This is a genomic window from Streptomyces diastaticus subsp. diastaticus (assembly GCF_011170125.1).
In the GTDB taxonomy this organism is placed as follows: Bacteria; Actinomycetota; Actinomycetes; order Streptomycetales; family Streptomycetaceae; genus Streptomyces; species Streptomyces diastaticus.
On record NZ_BLLN01000002.1, the window covers coordinates 579,559 to 596,535 of the forward strand.

Annotated in this window: 13 protein-coding genes, 1 tRNA gene and 1 pseudogene; 7 read left to right on the forward strand and 8 right to left on the reverse strand. The window is 73.2% G+C overall.

Annotated elements, in window-relative coordinates:
- Positions 1 to 36: 36 nt before the first annotated feature.
- The 4 genes from Sdia_RS04460 to Sdia_RS04475 form a co-directional block, all read right to left on the reverse strand.
- The gene (locus tag Sdia_RS04460) at positions 37 to 1,686 is read right to left on the reverse strand and encodes a long-chain fatty acid--CoA ligase (RefSeq protein ID WP_189500045.1); all 1,650 of its coding nucleotides are present in this window, start codon (positions 1,684 to 1,686) and stop codon (positions 37 to 39) included.
- Between the two features lie 206 nt (positions 1,687 to 1,892).
- The gene (locus Sdia_RS04465; RefSeq protein ID WP_115067629.1) at positions 1,893 to 2,450 is read right to left on the reverse strand and encodes a SigE family RNA polymerase sigma factor; all 558 of its coding nucleotides are present in this window, start codon (positions 2,448 to 2,450) and stop codon (positions 1,893 to 1,895) included.
- A gap of 170 nt (positions 2,451 to 2,620) precedes the next feature.
- Positions 2,621 to 3,709: a DUF1906 domain-containing protein gene (locus Sdia_RS04470; RefSeq protein WP_229830680.1), complete on the reverse strand. Its 1,089-nt coding sequence runs from the start codon at positions 3,707 to 3,709 to the stop codon at positions 2,621 to 2,623.
- 377 nt (positions 3,710 to 4,086) lie between these two features.
- Positions 4,087 to 4,398, reverse strand: coding sequence for a hypothetical protein (locus tag Sdia_RS04475; protein WP_100457585.1), 312 nt, complete (start codon positions 4,396 to 4,398; stop codon positions 4,087 to 4,089).
- A 622-nt stretch (positions 4,399 to 5,020) separates the two neighbouring features.
- Between Sdia_RS04475 and Sdia_RS04480 the strand changes: the two genes are divergently transcribed.
- Positions 5,021 to 5,305, forward strand: coding sequence for a hypothetical protein (locus Sdia_RS04480; RefSeq protein WP_229830696.1), 285 nt, complete (start codon positions 5,021 to 5,023; stop codon positions 5,303 to 5,305).
- 283 nt (positions 5,306 to 5,588) lie between these two features.
- Here the strand turns inward: Sdia_RS04480 and Sdia_RS04485 are convergent.
- Together Sdia_RS04485 and Sdia_RS04490 are read right to left on the reverse strand one after the other, a co-directional pair.
- A tRNA-Ser gene (locus Sdia_RS04485) sits at positions 5,589 to 5,675 on the reverse strand.
- A gap of 51 nt (positions 5,676 to 5,726) precedes the next feature.
- A complete protein-coding gene (locus tag Sdia_RS04490; RefSeq protein WP_189500046.1) occupies positions 5,727 to 7,148 on the reverse strand; it encodes a S1C family serine protease in 1,422 nt (473 codons plus the stop codon).
- Between the two features lie 264 nt (positions 7,149 to 7,412).
- Between Sdia_RS04490 and Sdia_RS04495 the strand changes: the two genes are divergently transcribed.
- The 3 genes and pseudogenes from Sdia_RS04495 to Sdia_RS04505 all read left to right on the forward strand — a co-directional run bounded on the left by Sdia_RS04495 (position 7,413) and on the right by Sdia_RS04505 (position 10,402).
- Positions 7,413 to 8,270, forward strand: coding sequence for a glycerophosphodiester phosphodiesterase family protein (locus Sdia_RS04495; RefSeq protein WP_100457506.1), 858 nt, complete (start codon positions 7,413 to 7,415; stop codon positions 8,268 to 8,270).
- Between the two features lie 310 nt (positions 8,271 to 8,580).
- Positions 8,581 to 9,206, forward strand: a pseudogene (locus Sdia_RS04500) (ATP-binding protein).
- A gap of 203 nt (positions 9,207 to 9,409) precedes the next feature.
- Positions 9,410 to 10,402, forward strand: coding sequence for a DUF5926 family protein (locus tag Sdia_RS04505; RefSeq protein WP_100457504.1), 993 nt, complete (start codon positions 9,410 to 9,412; stop codon positions 10,400 to 10,402).
- A gap of 477 nt (positions 10,403 to 10,879) precedes the next feature.
- On the opposite strand, the gene Sdia_RS04510 is transcribed toward Sdia_RS04505, so the two are convergent.
- The gene (locus Sdia_RS04510) at positions 10,880 to 11,581 is read right to left on the reverse strand and encodes a bifunctional DNA primase/polymerase (protein ID WP_115068978.1); all 702 of its coding nucleotides are present in this window, start codon (positions 11,579 to 11,581) and stop codon (positions 10,880 to 10,882) included.
- A gap of 619 nt (positions 11,582 to 12,200) precedes the next feature.
- Between Sdia_RS04510 and Sdia_RS04515 the strand changes: the two genes are divergently transcribed.
- Together Sdia_RS04515 and Sdia_RS04520 are read left to right on the forward strand one after the other, a co-directional pair.
- The gene (locus tag Sdia_RS04515) at positions 12,201 to 13,607 is read left to right on the forward strand and encodes a PP2C family protein-serine/threonine phosphatase (RefSeq protein ID WP_100457502.1); all 1,407 of its coding nucleotides are present in this window, start codon (positions 12,201 to 12,203) and stop codon (positions 13,605 to 13,607) included.
- 125 nt (positions 13,608 to 13,732) lie between these two features.
- On the forward strand, positions 13,733 to 15,211 hold the full coding sequence (locus Sdia_RS04520; protein WP_100457501.1) for an aminopeptidase P family protein: 1,479 nt from the start codon (positions 13,733 to 13,735) through the stop codon (positions 15,209 to 15,211).
- Between the two features lie 261 nt (positions 15,212 to 15,472).
- Here the strand turns inward: Sdia_RS04520 and Sdia_RS04525 are convergent, their stop codons facing one another.
- The gene (locus Sdia_RS04525; protein WP_100457500.1) at positions 15,473 to 15,922 is read right to left on the reverse strand and encodes an ATP-binding protein; all 450 of its coding nucleotides are present in this window, start codon (positions 15,920 to 15,922) and stop codon (positions 15,473 to 15,475) included.
- A gap of 223 nt (positions 15,923 to 16,145) precedes the next feature.
- Between Sdia_RS04525 and Sdia_RS04530 the strand changes: the two genes are divergently transcribed.
- Positions 16,146 to 16,916: a hypothetical protein gene (locus Sdia_RS04530; protein WP_115068977.1), complete on the forward strand. Its 771-nt coding sequence runs from the start codon at positions 16,146 to 16,148 to the stop codon at positions 16,914 to 16,916.
- Positions 16,917 to 16,977: the final 61 nt, after the last annotated feature.

Genomic DNA, 16,977 nt, shown 5'->3' on the forward strand with positions numbered 1-16,977 from the left:
CGCCTCCGGCTCCCGGCCCGCCCCGGCCCGGCCCGGCTACAGCGTCGTCACGTCCAGCCCGCCCTCGGCGTACTGGCGGCGCAGGACCTTCTTGTCGAACTTGCCGACGCTGGTCTTCGGGACCGACTCGATGAGCGCCCAGCGCTCGGGGAGCTGCCACTTGGCGACGGAACCGGCGAGGAACTCCCGCAGTGCGCCGAAGCCGGCGGTGGCGCCCTCCTTGAGCACGACCGCGGCCAGCGGACGCTCGGCCCACTTGTCGTCCGGGACGGCGACCACGGCGGCCTCGGCGACGTCCGGGTGCGACATCAGCGCGTTCTCCAGTTCGACGCTGGAGATCCACTCGCCGCCGGACTTGATGACGTCCTTGGCACGGTCGGTGAGGGTGAGGAAACCGTCGGGGGTGATGACTCCGACGTCCCCGGTCTTCAGCCAGCCGTCCGCGCTGAACTTGTCGTCGGGCCGGACCGGTTCGCCGTCGGCGCCGCCGTAGTAGGCACCGGCGATCCAGGGCCCGCGGACCTCCAGCTCACCGGCGGAGGTGCCGTCCCAGGGCAGGTACTCGCCGCCGGGCCCGGCCAGCCGGGCCTCGACCCCCGAGGGGAAGCGGCCCTGCGTGAGCCGGTAGGCCATCTCCTCGTCCGTGCCGACCGCGTGCGCGGGCGGCCGGGCGATGGTGCCGAGCGGCGAGGTCTCCGTCATGCCCCAGGCGTGGCAGACGCGCATGCCGAGCCGGTCGAACTCCGCCATCAGCGAGGGCGGGCAGGCCGAGCCGCCGATGGTCACCTGGGTCAGCGAGGAGACGTCGCGGGGCTTGGCGGCCAGCTCGGCGGCGAGCCCCTGCCAGATGGTGGGGACGGCGGCGGCGTGCGTGGGCCGCTCGGCCTCGATCATCTCGGCGAGCGGGCCGGGCTGGAGGAAGCGGTCGGGCATCAGCATGTTGACGCCGGTCATCAGCGTGGCGTGCGGCAGCCCCCAGGCGTTCACGTGGAACTGCGGGACGACCACGAGGCTGGTGTCGGCGTCGGTCAGGCCCATCGACTGGCTCATGTTGACCTGCATGGAGTGCAGGTAGATGGAGCGGTGCGAGTAGACGACGCCCTTGGGGTCACCGGTCGTGCCGGAGGTGTAACACATCGCGGCGGCGGCGCGTTCGTCCAGTTCCGGCCAGTCGTACCGCGTGGGACGGCCGGTGAGCAGTTCCTCGTACTCGTGGACGCGGGGCGTCGCCCCATCGAGGAGGGAGCGGTCGCCGGGGCCGGAGACGACCACGTGCTCGACCGAGGACAGGTGCGGCAGCAGCGGGGCGAGCAGCGGCAGCAGGGAGCCGTTGACGATGACCACCTTGTCCGCCGCGTGGCCGACGATCCAGGCCAGCTGCTCGGCGGGCAGCCGCAGGTTCAGGGTGTGCAGGATCGATCCCATGCACGGGATGGCGAAGTACGCCTCCACGTGTTCCGCGTTGTTCCACATGAGGGTCGCCACACGGTCGTCCGGGCGGACACCCAGTTCGTCCTTGAGAGCGTGGGCGAGCTGAGCGGACCGCTCGCCGATCTCACGGTAGGAGCGGCGCTGCGGCTCGGCCTCTCCCGTCCATGTCGTGACCAGCGAGGTTCCGTGGATCGTCATGCCGTGCATGAGAATCCTGGTCACGGTCAGCGGTACGTCCTGCATGGTGCTCAGCACGGCGTCCTCCCGGGGGCGCTACGCGGCAGTAGGTTTGGCCTGATTCTCAGCCCATACCGCTCGGTATGTCACTAGCCCGCAGGTCTTGAAACAGAGCGAAGGGTGCGGTAAAGGGGCAGGTGAGGACGAGGGCGACGTGTCGCCCCGTTCCGGGTTCGGGTCCAGCCCTCGGGCGGGGACGCCGGGGACCGCCTGGCCGACGGGCGTCAGCGGGCCGCCGTCAGCTCCGGGTCGGCGCGCAGCTTGCCGAGCGCGCGCGAGACGGCGCTCTTCACGGTGCCCACCGAGACGCCCAGGATCGCGGCCGTCTGCGCCTCGCTGAGGTCCTCGTAGTACCGCAGGACGACCATGGCGCGCTGGCGGTTGGGAAGTTTCATGATCGCCCGCCACATGGCGTCACGCAGGCTCTGCGCCACCGCCGGGTCGACCGCCGGGAGCACCTCCGGCTCGGGCAGCTCCTCGCAGGCGAACTCGTCGACCTTGCGCTTGCGCCACTGGGAGGTCCGCGTGTTGACCAGAGCACGGCGCACGTATCCGTCGAGCGCCCGGTGGTCCTCGATGCGCGGCCAGGCCACGTACGTCTTGGCCAGCGCGGTCTGGAGGAGGTCCTCCGCGTCGTTCGGATTGGGCGTCAGCGAGCGGGCGGTCCGCAACAGCACGGGCTGGCGGGCCTCGACGTAGGAGGCGAAGGACGGGTAGCGCGCCGAGGGGGCACCACCTGCCCTCGACGTGCCGGTGCGGACGGACACCTGGGTCACTGTCATGGCTCCACGCTAGGAGCGGGGCCCTGCCCACGGATCGCCCACAGGTCCCGAAGCCCCGTCCCCCTGTGGGTGTAGGACGAGGCCGCCGGGCACTCCTGGAGGTGGAGGCCGGCCCGGGGGCCGGTTCAGGGCCGCCCCGGAGACCGGACGGCCCCGCGCCCGCCCGTCGTTCAGCCGATACGGGCCACCGGGGCGCTGACCTGGTTGCGGTCGATCGTCAGGGTACTGCCGCCGTGCGTCTCCTTGACGTTCCCGGTGTACTGGTGCACGCGGCCGTCCGGCGCCCAGGCGTCCCGGGCGAGGACGGGCTCACCCCACAGGTCGGGCTTCTGCTGCCAGCGCGCGAACCAGATGGCCGCCGGCAGGTCGCTCGTACCGGCCCGCCGCTCGCTCTCCAGATGGGTGATGCCGGAGGAGGCGCTGGAGTAGAAGCCCGGCAGATAGCCGCGGTCGGTGACGGCCCGGTTCCACGCGCGGACGAAGGCGAGGGTGGTCGCGGCGCACCCCGTCTTGCGGTGGTCGTACGCCTCCATGTCGAGGTAGAGCGCGCTGCCCTTGCTCATGCCGAGGGCGGCGGCGCGGGCCACGGCGTCCGTGCCCTCCTCTGTGCCCCGCTCGACGGGGTCGCCGGTGATCCGCACGTGCTGCTTGTTCGACGCGCCGACGCAAGGAGACTGCGAGCCGACGTAGATCGGCAGGACGCTCCAGCCCATACCGTCGGCCTCGGTGAGCCACTCCCGCGTCAGGTTCGGCTGGTTGGGGCAGGCCCGGCCGCGGCCGCCGAAGTAGACCCCGACCCCTCGGTAGTCGGAGGCGTTCCAGTTCCGGAGGACGCCGATGGAGGGCGCGTGGCAGGTGTCGAACGCCTTGCCCCGGAAGATGTTCGCCGCCGCCGGGAGCTCCGCGCCCAACTCCGGGAGCTGCCAGGAGGCGGGGAACTCGGGTGCGCCCGGCGCGGGTTGGGCCGGAGCGGGCCGGCCCGGGGCGCCCTGCTGGCCCTCGGGGCGCGGGAGGGGACGCAGGGACGGCCCGGGGGCCTCCCCCTCGGGACGGGGGGCTCCCGCGGGGAGCGCCTCGCCGAGGGCCTGCTCCGCCGGGTCGGGCCCCGTGACGGCGTTTGGCGCCTCGGCGCCCGCCTCCGCGCCCGCCCGGGGAGGACCGGCGGTGTCGCCGTACGCGGCCGACACCCCGGCACCCGCGGTGGAGGCCACCGCCACCGCCAGCGCGACCCATCTTCTGATCATCATGTGGCGTCTCATGTGAGGAGTGAAGATCGCACCGACGGGCCCCGGACCGAGGGCGCGCCCGGCTTCCTCCGTACGGACCGGTGGAACACCTCGTACGCGCGGCCCCCGGTCGCGGACGCCCGGGGAATGTGTCTAGGGGCGTCTCTTCACGTCCACTGCGGGTCCCGCGGCGGACGGTGCGGTGGAGAGCGTGTGCCGGGGGCCGCGCGGGAGGCGAGGAGACGCCCCGAGGAGGGTCCCGCGCGCCACGGCCGGCCCGCCCGCTCCTACGCGGCCGGTCCGCCCCGGGCACACCACTGCGCGGCGGTGCGTGACGCACCGCCGCGCGGGCAGGTCCTCCCATGGCCTTCGACCCCCGTACGGACCATGAGGACCGGGAGGCGCGGGGCCTACCAGAGCGGGGTGAAGTTCACCAGGACACTCTTGTCGGACTGGTCGATCGAGGTGAAGGCCGAGTCGTTGACCTGGGCCGAGTTGTTCTCGTTCGAGGCGCCCGAACCGACCGCCTGCTGCTGGGTGGTGGCGGAGTTGCCGCTGTTGTCGTCGCCGACCCCGCTGCCGTTGACCGTCGCCACGGCCGCGTTCGATCCGTCGTTGGCGAACGAGCCGTTGTCGGCGACGGCGACGCCCGCACAGAGGGCGGCGGCCAGCGGAAGCGCGGCGACGGCGGCGAGAACGCGAGCGGTGCGGATGCTTGCCATGTGTTCCTCCATAGCCCGGGGACTCCCGGTTAAGTGCCTTGTCCCTCCGAGTAGTTGGCCGACCACTCGGAGGCGCTGCGTGGTGCTGGAACAGAGTTGCCCAGCACCCCGGCCAGGAACCTCCCAAGAACCCCGCTTCCCCCTCAAGTGTGATCAATTTCTTTTAAACACCGCACAACGGGATCGCGACCTGGCGTATCGGGCGCAGTCGCGTCGGCTGACGTGTGCACGAGCCACGGACCGCGTCTTCCTGCCCTGCGTCAGAACTGGTCGGCCGACCGCCTCGACAGGGTGGTGGAAGCCGGTGGGGCGCAGCGGAGCAGACGCGTGGGTGGCGTCGGCGCACCCGCCGTCGTGACGGGCCGAGGGCAGCGGGATCCAGGCGGGGCGGGGCGCGTCGTTGACGCCGGCCCTGCGGTCGAGGGCGGCGGGGGCCGTCACCGGGCCCTCCAAGGCCGCTCGGCCGTGGCCGGCGCCGGCCGACGACGACCACCAGGCGCACGCACCCCACCGCTTCTGAACGGTGAGGCCCCAGTTCGCCAAGGTCTCCGACAACCCCCAGGTCAAGAAAGGCCAGCCCCCTACGGGCAAGCCCCCTTCCGCCGGATGACAACATCCCCGGATGGCAGATGCGCGGCTCCCCAGCGGGTGGACCCTTCAGCAGATTCGCGATGCGTCCGGGGACCGGGAGGCTGTCGCCCTGGATCCCGAACGGCCGGTGAGGTGGGTCAGTGTCGACGGGGCCGTCGCGATGCCCCGCCCGGAGCTCGTTCTCGGATTCCACGGTCTGTGTCTCGTGAAGCCCGCCGATGATGAGGACTGGTACATGGGCAGCCTGTACGACGACGGCAGCATCGACTGCTGGGAAGCCTACGGCGATCTGCACGAGGCACTACGCGGCCTCTGAGAGCCGTGCGCCACGGCCCCGCGTGCCGGACGCCCGGAGTCTGCGACCGCGTGACGACCGCGACGCACACCCCTGCGAACAACGGCGGCCGTCAGCGGACCATCAGGGCGGGTGAAGGGCGCGGCAGGCCAAGGGCAGCGAGCCCCCGAGTGGCCTCGAAACGAGGGGGCCCGTGCCCCTCCCGTGCCGACGGGCGGCAGACCGCGGGGAGCACCGGGCCTGACAGGCAGTCCGCACGTGAGCGGCCCCTGACCGATGCGCCTGGTCAGGGGCCGTACCTCTGCGGAGGGTGTGGGATTTGAACCCACGGTGATGTCGCCACCACGACGGTTTTCAAGACCGTTCCCTTAGGCCGCTCGGGCAACCCTCCCCGCGCCACCAGGACCCTAGGGTGTGGTGGCGCGGGGACAAGAGTAACGGCTCAGTCGTCGCCCTCGCGCTTGTCCAGGGTGACGTCGACCCTCTCGGTCTTGCCGCCGCGCTCGTAGGTGATCTTCACGGTGTCACCGGGCTTGTGGGTCCAGATCTCGCCGATGAGGGTCGGGCCGCTGTCGATGACGGTGTCGTCCAGCTTGGTGATCACGTCGCCGGACTTCAGGCCGGCCTTGGCGGCGGGCCCGCCCGGCGAGACGGCGGCGGTACCGCCGGGCCCCTCGTCCGAGATGGTGGCGCCCATGCGGTTGTCCTCGAGGGAGACCGAGGCGCCGATGACCGGGTAGACGGGCTTGCCGGTCTTGATGAGCTGCTCGGCGACGTTCTTCGCCTGGTTGATCGGGATGGCGAAGCCGAGGCCCACCGAACCGGCCTGGCCGGAGCCGCCCATGCCGTTGCCCGCCGACTGGATGGCGCTGTTGATGCCGATGACGGCGCCGCCGGAGTCGAGGAGCGGGCCGCCGGAGTTGCCCGGGTTGATGGAGGCGTCGGTCTGGAGGGCGCTCATGTAAGAGCTCTTGGAATTGCCGCCGTCGCTGGAGGCGACCGGGCGGTTCTTGGCGCTGATGATGCCGGTGGTGACCGTGTTGGAGAGGCCGAAGGGGGCGCCGATGGCGATCGTGGAGTCGCCGACGGCCACCTTGTCGCTGTTGCCGAGCGGCAGCGGCTCCAGGCCCTCGCTGTTGCGCAGCTTGAGGACCGCGACGTCGTACCCCTCGGCGCGGCCGACCACCTCGGCGACGTACTTCTTGCCGTTGGAGAAGGTGGCGGAGAGCTTGCCGCCGTCGGCCGCCGAGGCGACCACGTGGTTGTTGGTGAGGATGTGGCCCTGCTTGTCGTAGACGAAGCCGGTGCCCGTGCCGCCCTCGCCGTCGCCGCCCTGGGCGTCGATGGTGACCACGCTCGGCAGCGCCTTGGCGGCGACGCCCGCGACCGAGCCGGCTTCGCGCTTGACACTGGTCGGTGTGTCGGAGGCGGAGACGGTGGTGGAACCCGAGCCGGAGTCGCCGTCCCTGGCCGCCCAGTACCCGATGCCACCGCCGACGCCGCCCGCGATCAGCGCCGCCGCCAGCACGGCCGCGACGAGCCCGCCGCGCCGGCCCTTGGCGGGGGCGGGCGGCTGGTACGAGGCCCCCCAGCCGGGGCCGCCGCCGGGGGTCGCGTAGGAACCGCCGCCGGCGTACGCCGGGGTGGCGGGAGGCTCGGCGTAAGGGGAGGGGGCGCCCTGGGGCGGCGGCGGGGGCCAGTCCCCGGCCGGCGCGGGCTGCTGCGGGCCGCCCCGGGCGGGGTCCACCGGGGCGGGGGGTACGGACGGGGCGGGCGGCACGGAAGGCGGTACCTGCGAGCCCTCGGTCCCGGCGCCCTCGGTCCCGGCGCCCTCGGTCCCTGAGCCCTCGTTCTCGGTGCTCACAGCTGGTTCTCCTCGGTCCACGGCGATCGGTCACGGTCGCGGCCCGGTACGGCCCGACTGTCCGGATGTTCGCAGTCAGCTTTTCCCACCGGGCGTCAGGGCGCCGTAAGGCGACCCTGTGCACCCACCGTCGTCCTCTTACTTCCGGCAAAACGGGTGCGTGCCCGGGATGGTTCCCCGTCACGCCTCTCCACCCTGCCGGAGACCGGCGCCGGGTGCTTCTTTTGCGCGTCTGCCCGCCGGTGGTGACACCATGACCGGGTGATGCCCACACCACGGGAACCGATCAAGGTCATCGCCCACCGGGGCGCCTCCGCGGACGTTCCGGAACACACCCTGGCGGCGTACCGGAAGGCGATCGAGGACGGCGCGGACGGCTTGGAGTGCGATGTGCGGCTGACCGCCGACGGGCACCTGGTCTGCGTCCACGACCGCCGGGTCAACCGCACCTCGAACGGCCGCGGTGCCGTCTCCGCCCTGGAGCTCGCCGACCTGGCCGCCCTGGACTTCGGTTCCTGGAAGGACACCACCCGGGTCGGCCCGGTCGGGCCGGGCGCCGGACGGGACACCGCCGTCCCGGTGCCGCCGGTGAGCGAGCAGCCGCAGTGGGACGCGGCGCGCACCTCGGTGCTGACGCTGGAACGCCTGCTGGAGCTGGTGAGCGACGCGGGGCGCCGGGTGGAGCTGGCCATCGAGACCAAGCATCCGACGCGCTGGGCCGGGCAGGTCGAGGAGCGGCTGATGGCCCTGCTCGACCGCTTCGGGCTGGCGTCGCCCGCCTCGGCCGCCGAGTCGCCGGTCCGGGTGATGAGCTTCTCGGCCCGCTCGCTGCACCGGGTCCGCGCCGCCTCGCCGTACCTGCCGACGGTGCAGCTGATGCAGTTCGTCGGGGTACGCCACCGGGACGGCCGGCTGCCGCCGGGGGTGGGCATCTCCGGGCCGAGCATCCGCATCCTGCGCGGCCACCCCTCTTATGTGGAGCAGGTCCACCGGGCCGGCAACCGCGTGCACGTCTGGACCGTGGACGACCCGGCCGACGTCGCCCTCTGCGCCGAGCTGGGGGTGGACGCGGTGATCACCAACCGGCCGCGCGCCGTGCTGGAACAACTCGGCCGGGGCTGAGAACCGACCCCGTCCGGGTCCGGCCGGCCGGACCCCCGTCGGGGGCGCGGAAGGCGCGCGGCAGGGCAGGGCCGATCCGCCCCCGCGCGCCGGGTGTGCGCTGCCGCAAAGCGGAACCGCTGCTCACACGCCCGCGAGGGGGAAAGGAAAGTGTGAAAGGGGCCACGATGGCGGAAGGGGTTGTTTCGCTTCGCGGTCGACTCGGCGCCTCACCAAACCGGTCCATACAGGGACGAAACGCCTCGCCAATCCTCTGATTTCCCTCACGGGGAGTACACCGGCGCGTTCTTTGTGTGGCAGCGCCCGCCGAATGCGTCGCCGGGAGCGGATTGGCCGGTTTCCGGTCGGATGCAATGGGGCATTCACCCTCTGGCGTGGGGCAAAGGAGGTCCGGGGGTGGCGTTGGTGGTGGCACAAGAAGTGCCCACGTCGTCGAGCATGGCTGTTCCTCACGGCCCTGCGGGCGTGGGGAAGGCGCGACGCCGTATGCGCGAGCAGCTACGGATGAGCGGAGTATCGGATTCAGCCATAGACGACGCCGTACTGATCCTGTCCGAGCTGCTGAGCAACGCCTGCCGGCACGGCCGTCCGCTCGACGACGCCCCCATCGGGGACGGTGACGTGCGCGCCGGCTGGCGGGTCGACGACCGCGGCCGGCTGACGGTGGAGGTCACGGACGGCGGCGGTCCGACCCGCCCCGTCCCGTCCACCCCGTCGGTGACGGCCAAGGGCGGCCGCGGGCTCAACATCATCACGGCCCTCGCCGAGGAATGGGGAACCCGCGACGGCGCCTGCGGCGAACTCACCGTCTGGGCCCTCCTCTCCGCCGGTCACCGGCGCGAGGACTTCGCGGAGCGGATCACCGCTCCGCCGGTCTCCGCGCTGGCGGGGCTCGACTTCACCGAGGCGCTGGGCGCGCTCGACGACCTCGCCTGAGCGCACCCCGCACTCCCCCGCGCACCGGCCGAGCGGGTCCGCCCGCCCCCGAGTCCCGCCGGGTCGCGGGGGCGCTTGCCCGTACGAACCCCCGCAGCGCCGCGCGCACGCGGGGGTGACGGGTTCGGTGACGCCGCGTCGGTCCGGTGGGGAGCGGCTAGGCTCGCGGCCGTACCAGACGAGCCGTACCCGGGAGAGATCCGATGGCCAAGAAGCGTCCGCAGAAGCCGGGCAAGAAGGCACAGCTCGCCGACGGGGAGATCCCGGTCGTCGGCGCCCGTGAACCCTGCCCCTGCGGTTCCGGCCGCCGGTACAAGGCGTGCCACGGCCGGGCCGCCTCGCACGCCGTGACCGAGGTGGTGCAGCGCCCCTTCGAGGGGCTGGCCGGCGAGGGCGACTGGGTGGCGCTGCGCGAGCTGGTGCCCGCCGCCACCGTCGAACTCACCCTGCGGGACGGCCTGCCCGAGGGTGTGCCCTCGGTGACGCTCGCCACCGTGCTGCCGCTGGCCTGGCCCGCGCTGCGCCGTGAGGACGGCTCCGTCCTGCTCGGCCTCCAGAACGACACGCCCTCCGGCGACCTCAGCCGCGACCTGGCAGAGACCCTGCTGCGCGCCCTGGAGGCCAAGCCGGGGACGCCGGTGGAGGCCCGGCGGCTGCCCGCCCAGTCCGCCGCCTCCGCCGCCGAACGGCCCCGGCTCCAGGACCTGCTGGACCCCGAGGCGCCGTTCGAGCCGCAGGTGCACAGCGGGTTCGAGTTCTGGGTGCCGGAGGCCGAGGCCGGGCAGACCTCCCCGGAGGTCGCCGCCTCGCTGGAGCGGGCCAACGAGGCCGCCATCCCGACGGCCCGGCTGGCCGGCGTCGAGTGGGCCTACTGGTGCCGGACGCCGGAGAAGAACCACCTGCGGTGGGTCATGCCGCACAGCGAGGAGCGACTGCTCGACGCCCTGGCGCGGCTGCACGCCGCGGGTGCCTCCTCCCTCGGCGAGGGGACGCGGCTGGTCGGGTCGTTCCGGGCGCACGGGCTGACGGTGCCGGTCTGGGACCTGCCCACCGGCATGGGGGCCGAGGACGTGGAGAAGCCGGCCGCCGCCTTCGCCGAGCGGCTCGCCGCCGCCCTCGCCGAGGAGGCACCGCTCACCGCCGAGGAGCGGCGGGCCCGCGGCGGACTGACCAACCGACAGGTCACGCTCAACTGAACGGCCGGGGGCGGGGGCCGTTCCGGCGGCCCCCGCCCCGGTTTCCCCGGCGGCGGGCCCACCGGTGACTCCTGTCACACCAGGCCCTTCCCGGCGGGAATTCCCGTTGTGGGGACCGCCGATCGAATTTGCTAACCGGCGATCTCTTGTTACGGTTCAAGTAGCCCGGTTGCTGGTGCATCCCCCGTCGCCAGCAACCGGGCCCTTCCATGTCCGGACACCGTCCGGCCCCGGGCCGACGGCTTCCGCCGCGCCGACGCGCGCTGCCGGAGCCACCGCGTTCGCCCTCACACCTACGTACGGCCCCAGGACGTGAAGAGACCTCCTGCGCGCCACACCCGCCTGCGCGGGACCGCCGCCCGCCGCCACCGTGCGGCACCCCGTCGGCAGTTGCCGCACGGACGCTGGTCGCCCCCTCCTCCGCCACACCGCACATGCGCGGCCGAGGAAGGGGCGCGACGGGGCGCGGCCGGTGGACTACAGGTCAGGGGCGTTGACGCCCCTCGCGTTGAGCGTGTCGACCAGGGCGTCGAGCACGGTGCCGACCTCCGGAAGGGACCGACCGCCCGGCGTCTCGCTCGGCGGCCGCTCCCAGCGGACCCGGCCGGCGTTCTCGGCCGACGGGGGCAGGAGCAGGTAGCCGCCCTCACCGTGGAAGCGCAGCGAGCCGGGGACGTGGTCCTTGGCGTACAGCAGTTCGCCGAGGCGCGGCAAGGAGTACGGGGCGACCAGCAGGGCCCAGCGGTCCCGCGTCGCGAGGACGGGGCCGGTGGGGACGCCCGTCCGGTCGAGCGCGGCGAGGGCGCGGGCGGCCGCCGCGGCCGGGAGGCTGACCGCGCTGGCGCCCCGGCCGGTCGCCAGGAGCACGGGCGCGGCCGGGCGCTCGCTCCACCACCAGCGGACCATGCGCTCGTCGGTGGTGGCCGCGAGGAGGCCCATGTCGGCCGGGTGGTCGCCGGGCAGGGCGCACTCCGGATCCGGGCAGCCGCAGCCGGTCGGGCTCGCTGGGGTGAGCCGTGCGCCCGGGACGACGGGCCAGTGCCGGTGGATCGCGGCCACCGCCACACCGGTCAGGTCAGGCTGGTCGGTCGGGTGGGACAGCTCGGGACAGGCCGCCGGGGCGCTCCCGCGCGTGCGCCGGGACCGGAACTTGCGTCGCCTTCCGAGGATCTCGCGCATGAGCGCTCGTTCCTTTCCGTTGAACGCCGAGGGTCATCACACTGGACGTGCGTCACTTCACCGTGCGTACAAACTGGCGCATCACATCCCCGGCCCGAGGCAGGGGGCGCCCCGTGGGGCCGTGCGTGGAACCAGGCGGAGGACGGCGACGCCTGGCACTTGCCGGAACCCGACGTGCGGACCGGAAGTTCTGTCGCCTCCGCCGCGGGAGGATGGGGCGCGGTCGCTGTCGACTGGGACGCCCGGGGCGGCTGCCAGGTTCCGTCAGGTCCCCGTCTGCCCCCGGTCCACACCCTCTTGGTGTACGTACCCGGCGCGACCGTTGTGACGCGTCCTCCCGAAGCATTCGCCCGGGGGCCGTCTGCGCTCCCTCGGCCGAACGAGGTCAGTCGACCGCAATATGCGGTTACCGCTGACACTTTCGAGCCAAGTTCGCCCTTTTTGGCCCGGGTGGCTCACGCTCCGCGCCAGCCGCAGGAACCTGGGCGATCCCGACAGGACAATGCTGGACATCTCGTCTCTATTGCGTGTAGATGTGGACCCATTGTCGGCGGCGCGGAATCACCTGGGGGTTTGCGATGCTTTTGAGCAATACGCACCGGCCGGAAAACCGTAGAACATGACATCCCCACACTTCCCCAATGTGGCCGGAATCGATTCCACGGTCCCCGCCCCCGCGCAGACTGTCGCGCCCTCGCCGCAGCCTCCGGCCGCGCCGGTCCCGGCCCCCTCGACGGCCGTCCAGGACCGCCTCGCCGGCTGGGTCTCCGACCTCACCACCCTGCACGAACTCACCGAGCGGCTGAGCGCCACCTCCACCGTCGACACCGCCCTCCGGGAACTGCTCCACGCCGGTGCCTCGCTCGTCGGTGCGCGCCGCGGCCTCGCCGCGCTGGAGCCGGGCGGCCCCGACGGCCCGCGCGCCGCCTTCACCGGCCACGGTCTCGGCCGCGCCGACCTCGGCCACATCGAGACCGTGCCGCGCGCCGCCTCCTGTCACGGGCGGTTGCTCGACGAACCGCCCGGCGGGCGGCGCGAGATCTGCCGCCCCGACCTCGCCGCGGACCGCTCCACCGATCCGCGCCACCGCGAGGTCGCCGCCCGCCTCGGCTGTGCGGCGAGTTACGCGGCGGCGCTGGAGACCCGGGGCGAGGGCCGGTTCGGCGCGGTCGTCTGGCTGTACGACGAACCGGCCGAGCCCGACGAGCGCCGCCGCCACCTGACCCGGCTCTACCTCCGCCAGGCCGGGGAGCACCTGGCCCGCCTCCTCGCCCTCGACGCGGCCCGCGCCGCCCTCGCCACCCTCCGCGAGGAACTGCTGCCCAGCCGCCTTCCACGGGTGGCCGGAGTACGGCTCGCCGCCCGCCACCGGACCGGGCCGCGCGGCGGCGGCGACTGGTACGACGCGCTGCCGCTGCCCGAGGGCGCCCTCGGCCTCGCCGTCGGCTCGGTGACCGGGACCGGGCCCAGCGCGGTGGCCGCCATGGGCCGCCTGCGCGCCTCGCTGCGGGCGTACGCGGTGATGGAGGGGGAGGACCCGGTCGCGGTCCTCTCCGACCTGGAGCTGCTGCTGCGGCTCACCGAACCGGCCCGCTCGGCGACGGCGCTGTTCGGGTACTGCGAGCCGGCCGGCGGCCCCGGCGCCGAGCGCGCTCGGCGGCTGGTGCTGGCCGGTGCCGGGCACTGTCCGCCGGTGATCGTCAGCGAGCGCGGCGCCGAGTTCGTGGAGACCTCGCTCTCCGCACCGCTGGGCATGCTCGCCTGCTGGGAGGCGCCCAGTGTGGAACTGCGGCCGCGGGCGGGCGACACCGTCCTCCTCTACAGCGACGGGCTGCTGCGCCGGACCGGCGACCCGATGGACCGGGCCTTCGCACGCCTGCACTCGGCCGCCGCCTCCGTCCCCAGGGGCCGGCGCGAGGACCCGGACGCCGTCGCCGACCACGTCCTCGGCTCCCTGCTTCCCGAGGGACTCGACGACGAGGAGAGCGAGGAGGACGTGGTCCTGCTCGCCGCCCGCTTCGACTGAGGCGGGCCCGGGCGCCGGACCGCGCACCCGCGGGTGACGGGACCAACAGCCGCACGCCCCTTCGGTGCCCCTGGGAACGGACATACGATGGATGAACATCCCATGTCACACCCAGGAGGAATGCCGTGGCCGAGGAACTCTCGGAGACCCCGAAGGAAATCGATGAGGCCGTGGCGGACTCCGGCGACCAGCCGATCAAGCAGCGGAAGAACGGGCTCTACCCCGCGCTCTCCGACGAGCTCGCCGAGAACATGACGCAGGGCTGGGCCGACACCGAGCTGCACGGCCTCCAGCCGATCGAGCAGGCCGCCGAGACCGCCGGCCGCCGTGCCGCCCTCTCCGCCCGCTTCCCCGGTGAGCGTCTGGTCGTCCCGTCCGGCAACCTCAAGACCCGCTCCAACGACACCGAGTACGCCTTCCGCTCCTCGGTCGAGTACGCGTACCTCACCGGTGACCAGACGGAGGACGGCGTCCTCGTCCTGGAGCCGGTCGAGGGCGGCCACGAGGCCACCGTCTACCTGCTTCCCCGCTCCAACCGGGAGAACGGCGAGTTCTGGCTCGACGGCCAGGGCGAGCTGTGGGTCGGCCGCCGCCACTCGCTGGGCGAGGCCGAGCAACTGCTCGGCATTCCCGCCAAGGACGTGCGTGAGCTGCCCGCCGCACTCCGCGAGGCCACCGGTCCGGTCCGCGTGGTCCGCGACTACGACGCCCAGATCGAGGCGGCCCTCGCCGACAAGGTCACCGCCGAGCGCGACGCGGAGCTGAAGGTCTTCCTCTCCGAGGCCCGGCTGGTCAAGGACGCCTTCGAGGTCCGTGAGCTCCAGAAGGCGGTGGACTCCACCGTCCGCGGCTTCGAGGACGTCGTCCGCGTCCTGGACAAGGCCGAGGCCACCTCGGAGCGGTACATCGAGGGCACCTTCTTCCTCCGCGCCCGCGTCGAGGGCAACGACATCGGCTACGGCTCCATCTGCGCCGCCGGCCCGCACGCCACCACCCTGCACTGGGTCCGCAACAACGGCCCGGTCCGCTCCGGCGACCTGCTGCTGCTCGACGCCGGCGTCGAGACGCACACCCTCTACACCGCCGACGTCACCCGCACCCTGCCCATCAACGGCACGTACTCCCCGCTCCAGCGGAAGATCTACGACGCCGTGTACGAGGCCCAGGAGGCGGGCATCGCCGCCGTGCGACCCGGCGCCAAGTACCGGGACTTCCACGAGGCCTCGCAGCGCGTGCTGGCCACCCGGCTCGTCGAGTGGGGCATTCTCGACGGCCCGGTCGACCGGGTTCTGGAGCTGGGTCTCCAGCGCCGCTTCACCCTGCACGGCACCGGCCACATGCTCGGCATGGACGTCCACGACTGCGCGGTCGCCCGGACCGAGACCTACGTCCAAGGCACCTTGGAGCCCGGCATGTGCCTCACCGTCGAGCCCGGCCTGTACTTCCAGGCGGACGACCTGACGGTGCCGGAGGAGTACCGGGGCATCGGCGTCCGGATCGAGGACGACATCCTGGTCACCGAGGACGGCAACCGGAACCTCTCCGCCGCCCTGCCGCGCGCCTCGGACGAGGTCGAGCGCTGGATGGCCGAGCTGAAGGGCTGACCCGGCCCCTGCGAGGCAGCCGGGCACGGCCTGCCTCGCTGGGCGGGTGATGGCATGACGAGGGGCGTTGTCTCACGCGGGCCAACGCCCCTCGTCGCGTTTCACGTGAAACATCCGACCAGGTCACGTCACAGGTGAAACACCACGTCGCTGCGGCAATGAGAGTCCTGTCGATGTTTCACGTGAAACACCGCACTGCCCCCCCCTTCAGCGGGCCGACGGTCTGACGGCACGGTCGGAGGACTCCGTCAGACGGCGCGCTCAGACGGCTACCAGCGGTGCGTCCTTGCGCCACTTGAGGATCTTGTCGAAGGACACGACGGCTCCGGCGCGGCCCGGCTTGTTGCCGAAGTGGGCGTGGTCGGAGAGCTGCTCGATGAGGTCGAGCCCGCGACCGCTCTCGTCCTGCGGAGCGGTCAGGGGCACGCTGCGGACGGGCCGGGCGGGGAATCCGGGGCCGGAGTCGGCCACCTCGATCCGACATCGCTCACCGTCCAGGTAGGCGGTGACCCGGTAGGCACTCTCCGGTTCGGGCGACCCCGCTCCTCCGTGTTCCACCGCGTTCGCGCACGCCTCACTCAGGGCGACGGACAGGTCGTAGGAGATGTCGGGATCGACACCCGCGGTCTCCATCGACCCGATGAGCAGGCGACGGGCGAGCGGCACACTCGCGGCATCGCGCCGCAAATGGAGTGACCACATGATGCTCATGCTCCAGCCTCCTGACTGCGGCTCGACATACCGATACGTCTTGCCCCGCCGCCCACGACGTAAGCCCTTCGGCTCCCGCGCCCGCCTCGGCCCGCCGCGCGCCGCCGCCCCGCGGGGGACACATGCGCATACGCCCGCCCCGCCGGGCCGAGAAGCTGAGGTACCCGGACTTTGCGGACCTGCCGTACCGCTGAGGGGGTGCCGGTGCGATGATGAGCCGGTCATGGCTGCCCCCCACGCGTACGCGCGAGCCGGAGCGGGTCTCCGGCTCCTGAGGGCCGCGGTGTTCACCGCGGTCTGCGTCGTGGTGTCCGCGGCCGGGCACGTCTTCGCCTCCTGCCTCGCCCTGCCGGGCTGGTCGCTGGCGGCGGCCTTCCTCGGGATCTTCCTGGTGACAGCGGCGCTCGCCGGGCGGGAACGCTCCTTGCCGGGGATCGTCCTGGCGCTGGCCGCCGGGCAGATCGGCCTGCACGCCCTGTTCGGGATGGCGCAGCAGGGCGCCGCCAAGGCCGCCTCGGAGGCGAGCCTGGTGGCCCGCGCCGGGGAACTGACCTGCGGGCACAGCGGGGCCATCTCCCCCCACCAGGCGAAGCAGATCCTCGCCGCGGCGGGGCTCGACCCGCACAGCCCCGCCATGCACCAGCACTCGGGGCTCGCCGGGCTGCTGCCGTCCCTGCCGATGCTCCTCGGCCACCTGCTGGCCGCGCTCGTCGCGGGCTGGCTGCTGCGCCGGGGGGACCTCGCGCTCTTCCGGCTGGTGCGGCTCTCCGCACTCGGCCGCGAGGAACTGCGCGCCCACGGGGCACCGGTGCGCGCGCTGCGGACCGCCCTGCGGCTGGTTCGCGCCCTGCGCGCCGGCCTCGCCGCGGACCGCACGCCGTGGACCCGGCATCTCGTCCCGCCGGAGCCGCCCAGGCTCCGGACGGCCGAACTTGAGCACTCGGTGAGCAGGCGGGGTCCCCCCGCCGCCGAGGTGTACGTACTCGCAGTCTGACGCGGCACTCCGCAACGCCCGCGCGCACGCCCGACGGTGTGCCCGGACGGGACGGGAGGGG